Source organism: Marinobacter segnicrescens (assembly GCF_900111555.1).
Taxonomy (GTDB): Bacteria; Pseudomonadota; Gammaproteobacteria; order Pseudomonadales; family Oleiphilaceae; genus Marinobacter; species Marinobacter segnicrescens.
On the sequence record NZ_FOHZ01000009.1, the window covers coordinates 41,157 to 55,443 of the forward strand.

Below are 14,287 nucleotides of genomic sequence, written 5' to 3' on the forward strand. Positions count from 1 at the left end.
CACCCTGAAGTTTGGATAAAATTCAGTTTCGCTTGATGAAACTACATCATCATTTTTGCCAAGACAAGCGCCTGGCATTTTCCGTTATCATAGGGCGGCACAAACTGGATTCCTTATTCACCGCCCGGAAGGTTAACTTCCCAGGCGGATTATCAGCACAGGAGAGAACATGAGCGCCTATATCTACGACGGCTTGAGAACCCCCTTCGGACGCCACGCCGGCGCCCTGGCCAAGGTACGCCCGGACGACCTGCTGGCCAGCGTTATCAAGGCCGTTATCGAGCGCAACGGATTCGAGCGCAGCGCTTACGAAGACGTGATCGCCGGCTGCACCAACCAGGCTGGCGAAGATGCCCGTAACATAGCACGCCACGCGGGCCTCATGGCGGGCCTGCCGGTTGAAACTGGTGGCCTGACGGTTAACCGCCTGTGCGGTTCCGGTCTTGCAGCCATTATCGATGCGGCCCGTGCTGTACGCTGTGGCGAAGGCGAGCTGTTTATCGCCGGCGGCTCCGAGAGCATGAGCCGTGCGCCCTTCGTTATGGCCAAGAGCGAAGCGCCCTACTCCCGTGACTTCCGCATGTTCGACAGCACCATCGGTGCCCGCTTCCCCAACCCGCGGGTAGAAGCAGAATTCGGCAACGACACCATGCCGCAGACCGCTGACAACATCGCCAGGGACCTGGGCCTTACCCGTGACAAGGTTGACGAGTTCGCAGCCCAGAGCCAGGCCCGCTATGAAGCGGCTCGCAAGCTGGGCTTCTATGACGAGGAAATCCTCGGCATTGAAGTACCCCAGGGACGCAAGAAGCCGCCGGTTACCGTGGACCAGGACGAGCACCCGCGCCCGCAGTCTGACCTGGCCGCCCTGTCTAACCTGCGCCCGCTGTTTGAAGGCGGCGTGGTCACCGCCGGCAACGCTTCTGGTGTCAACGACGGTGCCGCTGCGCTGATCATCGGCTCCCTGGAAGCGGGCGAAAAGGCCGGCATCAAGCCCCGCGGTCGCATTGTGTCTGCCGCCATTGCCGGCGTTGAGCCCCGGGTGATGGGTTATGGCCCGGTACCCGCATGCGAGAAGGCCCTGGCCCGCGCCGGCCTGTCCATCAACGATATGGACGTGATCGAAATCAACGAGGCATTCGCTGCCCAGGTACTCGGCTGCACCACCAAGCTGGGCATCGACCAGACCGACCCGCGCCTGAACCCCAACGGTGGCGCCATTGCGGTAGGCCACCCGCTGGGTGCTTCCGGTGCGCGGATCGCGCTGACGGCGACCCGTCAGCTGGAGCGCATGGAAGGCCGCTACGCCCTGATCAGCATGTGCATTGGCGTTGGCCAGGGGATCGCCGCCGTTATCGAGCGGTACCAGGACTGATCCCCAACCATAAGGGCGGCCGGGCTCCGGCCCTGCCGCCTACACCAAACCCCCAACAGGGCGGTGCCGAATGCCGACACCGCCCGCCAGTACTTCAGGAGACACACTATGGCTTCCGCTCCCTGGGACGACCTGCTTCAGTTTGACAAGCAGCTTGACGAAACCGAACGCCAGGTTCGGGACAGCATCCGCAGCTTTTGTGACCAGCGCCTGATGCCCGGCATCACCGAGGCCAACCGTCACGAGAAATTCGACCGCAGCATCTTCAACCAGATGGGCGAACTGGGCATGCTCGGCGCAACCCTGCCGGAAGAATACGGCGGCCCGGGCCTGAACCATGTCTGCTATGGCCTGATCGCCCGTGAAGTGGAGCGTGTGGACTCCGCCTACCGCTCCGCCCTGAGCGTGCAGTCTTCCCTGGTCATGTACCCGATCTTCTCCTACGCCCGGGAAGAGACCAAGAAGCGCATCCTTCCCAAGCTGGCCTCCGGCGAATGGGTTGGCTGCTTCGGTCTGACCGAGCCCAACCACGGTTCCGATCCCGGCGGCATGGAAACCCGTGCCAAGAAAGTGGACGGCGGCTACCTTCTGAGCGGCTCCAAGACCTGGATCACCAACGCGCCGATTGCAGACGTATGCGTAGTCTGGGGCAAGCTGGACGGCAAGGTCACCGGCTTCATTATTGAGCGCGAAGGCGCCAAGGGCCTGGATACCCCGAAGATCGAAGGCAAGTTCTCCCTGCGCGCGTCTGAAACCGGCTCCATCTTCATGGACGAGGTCTTCGTACCGGAAGAGAACAAGCTGGACGTGGAAGGCCTGAAAGGCCCGCTGAGCTGCCTGACCAAGGCCCGCTACGGCATCAGCTGGGGCTCCCTGGGCGCCGCCGAGTTTTGCTGGCACGCCGCCCGCACCTACACCCTCGAGCGTCAGCAGTTTGGCAAGCCCCTGGCCGCCAATCAGCTGATCCAGAAGAAGCTGGTAGACATGCAGACCGAGATCACCCTGGGCCTGCAGGCCGTGCTCCAACTGGGTCGCATGATGGACGCGGGCGAAGCCACACCGGATGCGGTCTCCCTGCTCAAGCGCAACAACTGCGGCAAGGCCCTGGACATTGCCCGGGTATCCCGTGACATGCATGGCGGCAACGGTATCTCTGACGAATACCACGTCATCCGCCACGTAATGAACCTGGAGGCCGTCAACACCTACGAGGGCACCCACGACGTTCACGCCCTGATCCTGGGCCGTGGCCAGACCGGACTGCAGGCGTTCAAGTAACACCAGGTGCAGTAGCGTTCACAAAACAGGGCCTTCGGGTCCTGTTTTTTTGTTTCAGGGTCGCCATAATGCCCCATTTAAGTCTCAGGCGAGCAATATGCGCCTCAATCCACTAGAATGGGACCGCCTGTTTCAGTGACCTCCGCCTGCCGGCAGCGACCTTGCCGCATATCTTTCTGATCACTTTTGATCAACCTGTTTCACCAAGCGGACCCACTCCTACAAAAACGACCTCGGCCTGCGGGTCCGTATCACTGGACCCTCCCTCACCAGGCTCCACAGGCACACTGGAGTTACGCGTACTCCGGCGCCGTTCAGCGCCCGGGGAATTGACACGTCAATGGCGTTCCTCCATCATAGGTATATTCTGCTATGCGGTATATGTTTTCGCTAGAACGAACCGAGAGGTTGATTCATGAACATGAACTACACGGCTGAAGAGCTTGCCTTCCGCGACGAAGTGCGCGCTTTTCTGGACGAAAAACTGCCGGCTGATATCGCTGCCAAGGTCAAGGGCTTCCGTCGCCTGACCAAGGAAGACCACCAGCGCTGGCAAAAGATTCTCAGCGAACAGGGCTGGTACGCCACCCACTGGCCGGAAGAGTACGGCGGTGTGAAGTGGACCCCGGTTCAGAAGCACATTTGGGACGAAGAGTCCTGCGCCTACGGCGTACCCCGCTCCATTCCCTTCGGCGTGAACATGGTAGCCCCGGTTATCATCAAGTTCGGCAACGAAGAGCAGAAACAACAGTACCTGCCCCGCATCCTGTCCGGTGAAGACTGGTGGTGTCAGGGTTACTCCGAGCCTGGCGCCGGCTCCGACCTGGCCTCCCTGAAGACCCGCGCGGTCCGTGACGGCGACCACTATATCGTCAACGGCCAGAAGACCTGGACCACCCTGGGCCAGCACGCCAACATGATTTTCTGCCTGGTGCGGACCAACACCGAGGTGAAGGCCCAGGAAGGCATCTCCTTCCTGCTGATCGACATGAACACCCCGGGCATCACCGTACGTCCGATCATCACCCTGGACGGCGAGCACGAAGTCAACGAAGTCTTCTTCGAAGACGTGAAAGTGCCGGTCGAGAACCTGGTAGGTGAAGAAGACAAGGGCTGGACCTACGCCAAGTACCTGCTCACCTATGAGCGTACCGGCCTGGCTGGCATCGGCCTGTCCAAGGCGGCCCTGTCCCACCTCAAACAGCTGGCCAGCCGCCGCCTGAAGAACGGCAAGCCGCTGCTGGAAGACCCCACCTTCAGCCAGCGCATTGCCCAGGTTGAAATCGACCTGATGGCGGCTTCTATCAGCAACCTGCGCATCATCGCGGCCGTAGAGGGCGGTGGTGTTCCGGGTGCCGAGAGTTCCATGCTGAAGGTCAAGGGCACCGAAATTCGCCAGGCCATCAATGACCTGGCCCGTCGCGCCCTTGGTCCCTACGCAATTCCGTTTGTTGAAGAAGAAATGAGCTACGACTACGAAGGCGACTTCCTGTCTGACGAGAACGCGGCCCCGCTGTCTTCTCAGTACTTCAACAACCGCAAACTGTCGATTTTCGGCGGATCCAACGAGATCCAGAAGAACATCGTATCCAAAATGATTCTGGGACTATAAGGAGGCGACCATGGACTTCACTCTGAGCGAAGAGCAACAGATGTTGCAGGACACCGTGGCGCGCCTGGTCCGCGGTGAGTACAGCTTTGAAAAGCGCCTGGAATTCAGCGAAACCGAGCTGGGCTTCAGCGAAGATTTCTGGAAACAGCTCGGCGAGCTGGGCCTGACAGCCGTTCCCTTCCCTGAGGAGCTGGGCGGCTTTGGCGGCGGCGGTGTCGAAATCCAGTCCGTTATGACCGAACTGGGCCGTGGCCTGTGCCTGGAGCCATACCTGCAGTCCGTGGTTCTGGGTGGCGGCATCCTGAGCCAGGCGGGTAACGACGAGCAGAAAGAGAAGTACCTGGCCGGCGTGGCCAGCGGTGAACTGAAAGTGGCGGTTGGCCTGCAGGAGCCGCAAGCGTTCTACAACCAGAACGAGGTAGCCAGCAAGGCCGAGAAATCCGGCGACGGCTACACCCTCAGCGGGCGCAAGGCCGTTGTGATCGGTGGTCACTGTGCCGACCTGATCATCGTGTCTGCCCGCACTTCCGGTGATGTGAACGATGCCGACGGTATCAGCCTGTTCGCCATCGACCCGAACGCCGAAGGCGTTGAGCGTCGCACCTACCCCACCGTTGACGGTGCCAAGGGCTGCGACGTCGTCCTGAACAACGTGCAGGTAGGCGCTGACGCCCTGCTGGGCGAGGAAGGCAAGGCAGCTGACGTTATCGAATACCAGACCGGCCGCGCCATCGCCGCCCTCTGCGCCGAAGCCGTGGGCTGCATGGAAGAAGCCAACGAGCTGACCCTGGAGTACCTGAAGCAGCGTAAGCAGTTCGGAGTGCCCATCGGCAAATTCCAGGTCCTGCAGCACCGCATGGTCGACATGATGTCCGAGCTGGAGCAGGCCCGCTCCATGGCCATCCTGGCCGCCAGCTACGCGGATGCCGAGCAGAGCGACGAGCGCCGTCGTACCCTGGCCGCCGCCAAGAACGTCATTAACCGTGCCGGCCAGTTTATCTCCGAGAAGGGCATCCAGTCCCACGGCGGTATCGGCATGACCTGGGAATACAGCTTCGCGCACTATGCCAAGCGCCTGGTCATGATCGGCCACCAGCTGGGCGATGACGACTTCCATCTGGAGCGTTACGCGTCCCTGCTGCAGGCCAGCTGAGCCGGTAAAAGGAAGTAAAAGAACCTGTCGGGTCTCTCCTCCAGTTGGAGAGCGTTCGGGGCGGCCCCACAAAGGCCGCCCCTTTTTTGTGGGAGACACCAAGCGGTATCTCCCTATCCCATTAACGAGCTACACTGTCATTCACCCCCAGAACACAGGGAGCCCGAGACTCCCGATGTCCAACAACAAGAGGATCACGCAGTATGAATGCATCCAACATCACCGGTACCAACACGATGGATACCGACGAGCTGAAGAAAGCCGAATGGAAAGTCCGCACCGAGCTGGCTGCCGCCTATCGCCTGGTCGCCCTGTATGGCTGGGAAGACCTGGTGTTTACCCACCTGTCTGCGCGGGTACCGGGTCCGGACCACCACTTCCTGATCAATCCATATGGCCTGCTGTTCCACGAAATCACCGCGTCATCGCTGGTAAAGGTGGACAAGGAAGGCCAGGTGGTGGAAGCGGGCGGTATCGACCGGGTCAACCCGGCGGGCTTCACCATTCACAGCGCCGTCCACATGGGTCGTGACGATGCCCACGCGGTGATGCACGTGCACGCGGCAGACAGTGTTGCCGTATCCGCTCACAAGGAGGGCCTGCTGCCCCTGAGCCAGACCGCCATGCTGTGCCTGGATCACCTGGCCTACCACGACTATGAAGGTGTTGCCCTGAACCTGGACGAGCGGGAGCGACTGATCCGGGACATCGGTGAAAAGAACATGCTGATGCTGCGCAACCACGGCATCCTGACCGCCGGTGGCTCCGTACCGGAATGCTTTACCTATCTTTACTTCCTGATGAAAGCCTGTGAAATCCAGGTGCGCACACCGGCGCCCTATTGCCTGCCTTCACAGCAAGCCATCGAGACCACCCGGGAACAATCCCAGTCACTGGGCAAGGCTGCGGCCCTGACCTGGCCGGCGCTGATCCGTCTGCTGGACAGCAAGAACCCGGGTTACGCGGTCTGATCAACCTGCCCGCCCCACTGGCAGGCGCATAAAGGGGTAGCCACCTGCTACCCCTTTTCCTGTCTGCAGGCTTACTTCTTTCCCATACGAGCCAGTGCTGCATGGCAATCGTCTGAGCGCAGTCGCTCCGAGAAGACCTCACGCTCGCGCTCCAGCGCATCCTTGGTCATGGCCTTCCACGGCGCTTTCATCAGTCGCTTGCTCGCCCTGAGGGCCTCACGGGGCTTGCCGGCAAGCTTTTCGGCCACGGCGAAGGCTTCATCCAGGGCTTTACCGTCAGCCACTGTGCGACTGACAAGGCCGATCTCGGCCGCTTCGGCAGCGCTCAGCACATCCCCCATCAACAACAGGTCCGCCGCCTTGCGGGCACCCAGGTGGAGAGGCATGGTCACGGTTGAAGCCGCCTCCGGCACCAGGCCAAGGTCCACAAACGCGGTCTTGAAGCGGGTAGACTCACCCGCGTAGACCCCGTCTACATGCAGCAGCATGGTGGTTCCGATGCCGATGGCCAGCCCCTCGGCAGCAATCAGAACCGGTGTGTCACAGTTCATCAGGGTTTCAATAAAAGCCAGGCCGGCGGACGGCTTGGGGTTGGTATCCGTGGCGCGGGCACGGAAGTCATCCAGGTCATTGCCCGCGGTAAACACACCACCATCACCGCTGATCACAATGGCGTTGACGGATTCATCCGCCGCCGCCTTCTCCACGCCTTCAGCCAGGGCAGAATACATATCCCGGGTCAGGGCGTTTTTCTTCTCCGGGCGGGAAATCAGCAGGTGAACAAAGCCGTTCTTCTTTTCAGTCTTGATCATGGAACCTCCAGGCGGCATCAAAATTTCGAAATACTGTTTCACAAAACGACCGGATATTCTATGTTCGTGACTCCCACACGAAAACAACCACAATGGAGATACCATGGACTTCCATAAACTATCCGCCTTTGCGTTGGCCCGGGGCATCAAGGCCCGCGAATACACCAGCGAACAGGTGCTGGACCACTTCCTGGAACGCACCCGTCGATACAACCCGGCCCTGAATGCCGTTGTGGTATTGAAGGAAGAGCAGGCCAGGGAGCAGGCGCGTACTGCTGACAAGGCTGCCGAGGATGGCCGTGACCTGGGACCGCTCCATGGCGTACCGATGACCATCAAGGAAACCTGGGAGCTCGAAGGCTGGCCTACCACCGCCGGCCACAAGGGTTACCAGGATCATGTTTCTCCCCGCACCGCCGTTGCAGTCCAGCGGCTGCTCGATGCCGGTGCCATTATCTTCGGCAAGACCAATGTGCCGGAGTTCGCTGGTGACCTGCAGTCCTTCAATGAGATCTACGGCACCACGAATAACCCCTGGAACACCGACCTGACCCCGGGCGGCTCGTCCGGTGGTGCGGCAGCGGCCCTGGCCGCAGGCCTGACACCACTGGAGCTGGGCAGCGACATTGGCGGCTCCATCCGCACACCGGCCGCGTTCTGCGGCATCTATGGCCTGAAAACCACGTCTGGCCTGGTCCCCATGCGCGGCCATGTGCCGGGCACTCCCGGCAGTGTCGCCAAGCGGGACATGGGCGTGGGCGGTCCACTGGCCCGGCACCTGGATGACCTGGAGGCAGAACTGGACCTGCTGTCCGGTCCCGACGATGACATGGCCCCCTGGCAGGTGAACCTGCCCCCGGCCAGCAAGAAACCCCTGGAGGAATACCGCTTCGCCACCTGGCTCAATGACGACTGGGCGCCGGTGGACAACGAAGTACTGAGCGGCCTGGTCGGTTTCTGCGACCAACTCAAATCCCTTGGCGCCCGCCTTGAGGACGCCCAGCCGGAAGGACTGACCCTGGAGAAAAGCCATCGCCTCTACTACCACCTGCTCGGTGGCGTCATGAGCCAGGGCCTGCCTCCGAAGGTTCGCGATCGCCTGGCGAAACTGGCCGGGGAAGAAGGCGATGACTACTCCCACCGCTTTGCCCGGGGAGCCCTGCAAAGCCATGGCGAATGGCTGCAGAAAGACGAGGAGCGGGCACAACTGCAACGGACCTGGGCCCGGTTCTTCGAGGACCATGATCTGATGATCTGCCCGGTGACCAACACCCTGCCGTTCCCCCATGACCAGGAGACCTCGGCTATGGCACGCACCCTGACCATTAATGGGAAGGAGGAGCCATACCTGGATGTCACCGTGTGGGCCGGCGTGGCGATGGTAGTGGGACTGCCTGCCATCAGCTTCCCGGTAGGCTTCGGCGACGACGGCCTGCCCCGGGCGGTCCAGATTATCGGCCCCGCCTGGAGCGAGAAGACCCTTATAGAGGTAGCTCGCCAGGCCCAGGCTCGGCTCTTCCCAGAAGGGCTGCCCTGGCCACAGCTGAAGGAATCCCAGGATCCGATCTGACTGATCGGCAGGAAAAAATCCCTTGCATAAACTATCTTTTTCAACTGGGTCCGGCGCACATTTCGCAACGCCGGACCTTGCCGTCCATGGCCCGGTTGCGACCAATGGCCCGACGACTGGTATTGCAAACGCTCGCTCGAATGCGATAAATTTGGGAAACGCGGATCCGTTCTGCAGTCATAAGTTTCGCCTGATGAAATCAACGACAGGATGTCCCCACAGGAAAACAACAAAGAGGTTAAGAAGTAATGCTTAACAACGTTCGCAAAAAACTCACGGTATTTGCCTCGGCACTTACCCTGGGCGTCTCTGCCGCCCTTGCTGTAACGCCCGCCGCCGCCCAGGAAACCTTTACCTGGAAAGTTCAATCCCACTGGCCGGGTGCCTCCAGCTCCTACAAGGACAGCCTGGGCCGTCTGAAAGAGCAGCTGGAAGAGCGCTCTGATGGTCGCCTGAAGCTTCAGCTGTTCGAAGCCGGCTCCCTGTTCAAGGCCCAGGAGACCTTCAACGCGGTCAGCCGTGGCATCCTTGAGATGGGTACCATCTCTCCGTCCTACGCCTCTGACAAGATGACCCTGGCGGGCATCGCTTCCGGTCTGCCCTTCGCATTCCGGAACGTCTGGGAAGCCGCCTATTTCCACCAGGCCCTGGGCTTTGAGGAAATGCTGCGCGAAGAAGCTGCCCAGCACGGCGTTTACTGGGCCACCGACAAGGTCTACCCCACCGAAATGGTCGTCAAGGAGCCGATTGAAAGCCTGGAGGACTTCAAGAGCCTGAAGATCCGTTCTTCCGGTGCCCTGCAGAAGTTCCTGACCGAAGCCGGTGCTGCTGCTTCCTATATCCCGGGCGGCGAACTGTACACCGCGCTGGACTCCGGCATTGTTGACGGCGCCCACTGGGGTGCTGCCCAGGGTGCTTACTCCATGGCCCTGTACGAGATCGCCAAGTACCACGTTCAGCCAGCCCTGAACATTGCTGGTACTGACGTTATCATCGTCAGCCAGAAGGCCATGGACAAGTTGCCGGCAGACCTGCAGCAGCTGGTCAAGGACGTGCTCCAGGAGCAGTTCTGGTACCGCACCAATGAGTACCTGTACAAGGAGCGCATCACCCTGGCCAAGGCTATCGCTGAGGAGGGTGTTGAAGTGAACACCCTGCCCCAGGACGTGCAGGACCACCTGGTCCAGGTGGGTCAGGCCATGTGGGACGAGGAAGGCAAGCGTAGTGACAAGGCTGCCGAAGCCCTGTCCATGCTCAAGAGCTTCCTGAGCGACCTCGGCTACCTGTAAGCCAGACCGAACCGGCCGGGGGCTTCCTTAACGGGCCCCCGGCTTTTTATTGCAAGCCATCAGATTCCTCCCGGAGGATGCCATGCGTGCCATCAGCGCATTCATGAAAGGCGTCACCAGAATGAACAAGGCCATCGGCGTGGCCGTGTCCTTCCTGGTTTTCGCCATGTTCCTGTTCATATTGCTGGAAGTCTTCCTGCGATATGCGTTCAACGCCCCCACCGTCTGGACCAACGAGCTGACCCAGCTGCTGTTCGGTGCCTATGCGGTGCTCTCCGGCGGATATCTCCTGGCCCACCGCGGCCACGTCAATGTCGACCTGATCTACAGCCTGTTCGGTCCCCGCATGCAGGCCGCCATTGATGTGTTCACGTCTATCCTGTTCTTTATCTTCACCCTTGCATTGCTGTACTTCGGCGTCGACATGGCCCAGGAGTCCATCAGCAACTGGGAAACCTCCTATTCTGCCTGGAACCCGCCCATCTGGCCGGTGAAGGCCTGTATCCCCATCGGCACTGCCCTGCTGGTGCTGCAGGGGATCGTCAAACTGCTGGAAGACATCGCCATCGCGTGCAACCTGAGCTACTACCGGCCCGAGGACCATCCCGAGCATGATCCCAAGGGAGAGCAACTGTGAGTACTGAAATCCTGACCCTGCTGTTTTTCGGCTCGCTCCTGCTATTCGTTTTCCTGGGCTTGCCGCTGGCATTTGTACTGGGTGGCGTGTCGGTCGTCTTCCTGTATTTCACCTGGGGCTTTGACTCCTTCTACATGGTGGCTTCACAGATCTGGAGCACCATGGGCAGCTTCACCCTGGTGGCCATCCCACTGTTCGTCTATATGGCGATGATTCTTGAGCGCACCGGAGTCGCCAAGGACCTGTACCGTGCCATGCACCTGTGGTTCGGCGGCTTGCGCGGCGGCCTGGCTATCGGCACCCTGGCCATCTGCGCCATCTTTGCCGCCATGGTCGGTATCAGCGGCGCCGCCGTCGTGGCCATGGGCACCATCGCCCTCCCGGCCATGCTGGCCCGGGGCTATGACCGGAGCATGTGCCTCGGTGTTATCAACACCGGCGGTGGCTGGGGCATCTTGATTCCTCCCAGCATCATGATGATCCTCTACGCCCTGATCAGTGGTGTCTCTGTGGGCAAGATGTTTGCCGCCGGTATTCTTCCGGGCATCCTGCTGATGGTGCTGACGGCCGCGTACATCCTGATTCGCAGTAACCTCCAGCCCCACCTGGCGCCGGCATTGCCTCCCGAAGAACGCGGAACCCTGCGGGAGAAGCTGATTTCGCTTCGCTCCGTCGCCCTGCCTATCCTGATCGTGGTGATGGTGCTGGGCTCCATCATGGGCGGCATTACCACGCCCACCGAGGCAGCCGCCATGGGTGTACTTGGTTCCCTGATCGCGGCGGCCGTCTATCGCAAGCTGGATTACGCGCTGCTCAAGGAAGCCTCGATCCGCACCTTCAAGCTGTCCGGCATGATCATGTGGATACTGTTCGCTGCCCACGCCTTCAGCGCCGCCTATCAGAGTATGGGCGCCCAGAGCATGATCGAGGGCTTCATCACCCAGATTCCGGGCGGCCCCTGGGGCATTATCATTGCCATGATGCTGATCACCTTCATACTGGGCATGGTGCTGGACCCCGTAGGTATCATGCTGATCACCCTGCCGGTATTCCTGCCGATCGTGGAATCCCTCGGGTTTGACCCGATCTGGTTCGGCATCCTGTTCGTGATCAACATGGAAATCGGCTACATGACGCCACCCTTCGGCTTCAACCTGTTCTACCTGAAGGGCATTGTTCCACCAGAGATCACCATGAAGGATATCTACAAATCGGTTATCCCCTTCGTGATCGTCGAGATTATCGGCCTTGTGCTACTGATGATCTTCCCCGAAATTGTCACCTACCTGCCCGAACTGCTGTTCTGACGGGTAACCCGTGATGACGATAACGCCGGCACCCGCAAAGGGGCCGGCGTTTTTTTACGGCCAGCGGTTAGCAAATCGTTACCAAAACCTACCAAACTCGTCTTGAGACCCGGCCCCCTCTGGCTTTAACTGGCGCCTGGATTGACTCTGCCGCGAACAAAACGCCGGATTTTGCACAAGTTCACAGGCCAAGTGGCTGTCCCAACCTAAAAAAATAACCCAGACAGCCGATAACACCATCATCATTCGTTTCACCTGCAAGAATACTGGCTGGAGCCGTACATGCGTCTGCTGCAAAACCCTTCCAAACTCAAACTCTCCCTGGGCATGAAAATGGCTTCGGGGTTCGCTGTACTGATCCTCCTCACCATGCTGGTTGGCGCTACCGGTTACGTCGCCCTCGCGCAATTTGGTGACCGGGCAGCGATTGTTGCGGATGCCTCGGCCATTGAAGCCGACCTGCTACAGGCACGGCAGGATGAGAAAAACTTCCTGATCCGTGGTGAGCAGAGCTATGTCGAAGAAGCAATCGCCAATACCCGCCAGGCATCAGATCGGGCTGAAGCCCTGAAAGACAGGCTGGTTGTGCCCGAAGACCATGACCGTATCGATCAAATCCGCCAGGGTGTACACGCCTACGAGCAACAGCTACAGGACCTGGTGCAAGTACGCGCATTACGGGATGAGCGCCTTGAAGAGCTTGAACTGGCCGTACGCGGAGTAACCGGCGGCTTTGCCTCCGAAGACAGCCTTTATGCCACCAACGCGGCCATCCAGCAGATGCGTCGAAACGAAGGTAACTTCCTGGTGGAGAACGAGCAGGAAGCCGTGGAAAGATTCCGTGCCTCCGGTGAGCGGGCGGTCCGTACCATTGATTCGTCGTTCCTGGATAAAAACGTCAAAAGTGCCCTGAAGGACCTGCTGGTTCGCTACATCGAGGTGTTCAACAAGGTCGTGGAAGCCGAGAACCAGACCCAGTCCCTGCAGGAGCAAATGGTGGGAACGGCACGGGATACCCTGGCAACAGCCGTGGAACTCCAGGAAACACAACAACAGAAGATGGAAGACGAGCGTGAAACAGCATCCATGGTCATTATTGCCGTGGTGCTGGTCATCGTTATACTCGGTGCACTCATCGCCTGGATCCTGACCCGCAGCATCACCCGCCCGATCCACCAGGCCGTCGCCCTGGCGACCCGTGTGGCCGATGGCGACCTGCAGGAGACCGTTACCAGTGATCGGGGTGACGAGCTGGGACAGCTGCTGTCTGCCCTCGGCACCATGGTCACGAGCCTGAGGGAGCTGGTAAGACACATCAATGCCAGCGCTACCAATATAGCGTCCTCCGCCGAGGAGCTTTCCACAGTGACCGCTGAGACCAGTCAGGGCGTCACCCAGCAGCGGGACCAGACCGACCAGGTAGCCACGGCAATGAATGAAATGGTGGCGACCGTTAATGACGTGGCCCGCAGTGCCGAAGACGCCTTCAGCGCTGCCAATACCGCGAACGAAAAGGCCGCCGCTGGTGAATCAGCGGTAGAGGAAACCCTTTCCTACGTCAGCGAACTGAATACCCAGGTTGAACAGGTAGCCGAGCGTCTGCGGGGACTCCAGAAGGACAGCGAGAATATCGGCACGGTGCTGGATGTGATCAAGTCGGTGGCCGAGCAAACCAACCTGCTGGCACTGAACGCCGCCATCGAGGCTGCCCGGGCGGGCGAGCAAGGGCGTGGATTCGCGGTTGTCGCTGATGAGGTCCGCTCCCTGGCCCAGCGTACCCAGAGCTCTGCATCCGAGATTGAAACGCTAATTTCCAACCTGGTGAACAGCACCGAGGATTCGGTAACCACCATGGAAAGGGGCACCACCCTGGCCGGACAGACGCTGGACAGCGCCCGCACCACTGGTGAGACCATTCGCGAGATTGCGGCAGCGGTCGGCAATATCAGCCAGTACAACAGCCAGATAGCAACGGCGGCTGAACAGCAGACCTCGGTGGCTGAGGATATCAACCAGAACGTCACCCAGATTCGCGATGTGAGTGATCAGTCCGCCACGGCAGCCGAGCAGATTTCCAGTTCCAGTAATGAGCTGGCCCGGTTGGGCGAGGATCTGAGTAGTCAGGTCGCGCGCTTCCGCCTTTAACGGCCAAGACTTGGAGAGCCGTGGGTCCAAGAATGGACCCGCGGCTTTTTTGTGCCCGAGCACCCAAGACCGAACTCCGTGCAGAAGCCTCTGGGTAACCACTTTCGAAACGAGAACCGTGTTCTCTGACTGTTTCGA

The 14,287-nt window shown here is 60.2% G+C and carries 11 protein-coding genes; 10 read left to right on the forward strand and 1 reads right to left on the reverse strand.

From position 1 onward, the window contains the following. Nucleotides 1-169 precede the first annotated feature (169 nt). From BM036_RS10600 to BM036_RS10620, 5 genes are all read left to right on the forward strand, one after another. On the forward strand, nucleotides 170-1,375 hold the full coding sequence (locus BM036_RS10600; protein WP_091851565.1) for a 3-oxoadipyl-CoA thiolase: 1,206 nt from the start codon (nucleotides 170-172) through the stop codon (nucleotides 1,373-1,375). A gap of 108 nt (nucleotides 1,376-1,483) precedes the next feature. Then, nucleotides 1,484-2,653, forward strand: coding sequence for an acyl-CoA dehydrogenase (locus BM036_RS10605; protein WP_091851567.1), 1,170 nt, complete (start codon nucleotides 1,484-1,486; stop codon nucleotides 2,651-2,653). A 415-nt stretch (nucleotides 2,654-3,068) separates the two neighbouring features. Next, the gene (locus tag BM036_RS10610; RefSeq protein WP_091851570.1) at nucleotides 3,069-4,265 is read left to right on the forward strand and encodes an acyl-CoA dehydrogenase family protein; all 1,197 of its coding nucleotides are present in this window, start codon (nucleotides 3,069-3,071) and stop codon (nucleotides 4,263-4,265) included. Nucleotides 4,266-4,275: 10 nt separating this feature from the next. Beyond that, complete coding sequence (locus BM036_RS10615) at nucleotides 4,276-5,418, forward strand: acyl-CoA dehydrogenase family protein (protein ID WP_091851573.1); 1,143 nt, start codon at nucleotides 4,276-4,278, stop codon at nucleotides 5,416-5,418. 203 nt (nucleotides 5,419-5,621) lie between these two features. Then, the gene (locus tag BM036_RS10620) at nucleotides 5,622-6,389 is read left to right on the forward strand and encodes a class II aldolase/adducin family protein (protein WP_245742573.1); all 768 of its coding nucleotides are present in this window, start codon (nucleotides 5,622-5,624) and stop codon (nucleotides 6,387-6,389) included. Nucleotides 6,390-6,460: 71 nt separating this feature from the next. Here the strand turns inward: BM036_RS10620 and BM036_RS10625 are convergent, their stop codons facing one another. After that, nucleotides 6,461-7,201, reverse strand: a complete 741-nt coding sequence (locus BM036_RS10625; protein WP_091851576.1) for an enoyl-CoA hydratase-related protein — start codon at nucleotides 7,199-7,201, stop codon at nucleotides 6,461-6,463. A gap of 103 nt (nucleotides 7,202-7,304) precedes the next feature. On the opposite strand from BM036_RS10625, the gene BM036_RS10630 reads away from it, so the two are divergent. From BM036_RS10630 to BM036_RS10650, 5 genes are all read left to right on the forward strand, one after another. Next, nucleotides 7,305-8,771, forward strand: a complete 1,467-nt coding sequence (locus BM036_RS10630) for an amidase family protein (protein WP_091851578.1) — start codon at nucleotides 7,305-7,307, stop codon at nucleotides 8,769-8,771. 248 nt (nucleotides 8,772-9,019) lie between these two features. After that, nucleotides 9,020-10,060: a TRAP transporter substrate-binding protein DctP gene (gene dctP, locus BM036_RS10635; RefSeq protein WP_091851581.1), complete on the forward strand. Its 1,041-nt coding sequence runs from the start codon at nucleotides 9,020-9,022 to the stop codon at nucleotides 10,058-10,060. Nucleotides 10,061-10,142: 82 nt separating this feature from the next. Beyond that, nucleotides 10,143-10,697, forward strand: a complete 555-nt coding sequence (locus tag BM036_RS10640; protein ID WP_091851584.1) for a TRAP transporter small permease subunit — start codon at nucleotides 10,143-10,145, stop codon at nucleotides 10,695-10,697. Continuing rightward, nucleotides 10,694-12,004 carry a TRAP transporter large permease gene (locus tag BM036_RS10645; protein ID WP_091851586.1) on the forward strand — a complete coding sequence of 437 codons (1,311 nt, stop codon included), beginning with the start codon at nucleotides 10,694-10,696 and terminating at the stop codon, nucleotides 12,002-12,004. Before BM036_RS10640 ends, BM036_RS10645 begins: the two co-directional genes overlap by 4 nt. 282 nt (nucleotides 12,005-12,286) lie before the next feature. Beyond that, entirely contained in the window at nucleotides 12,287-14,149 is a 1,863-nt protein-coding gene (locus BM036_RS10650) for a HAMP domain-containing methyl-accepting chemotaxis protein (RefSeq protein ID WP_091851589.1), read from the forward strand. Nucleotides 14,150-14,287 lie beyond the last annotated feature (138 nt).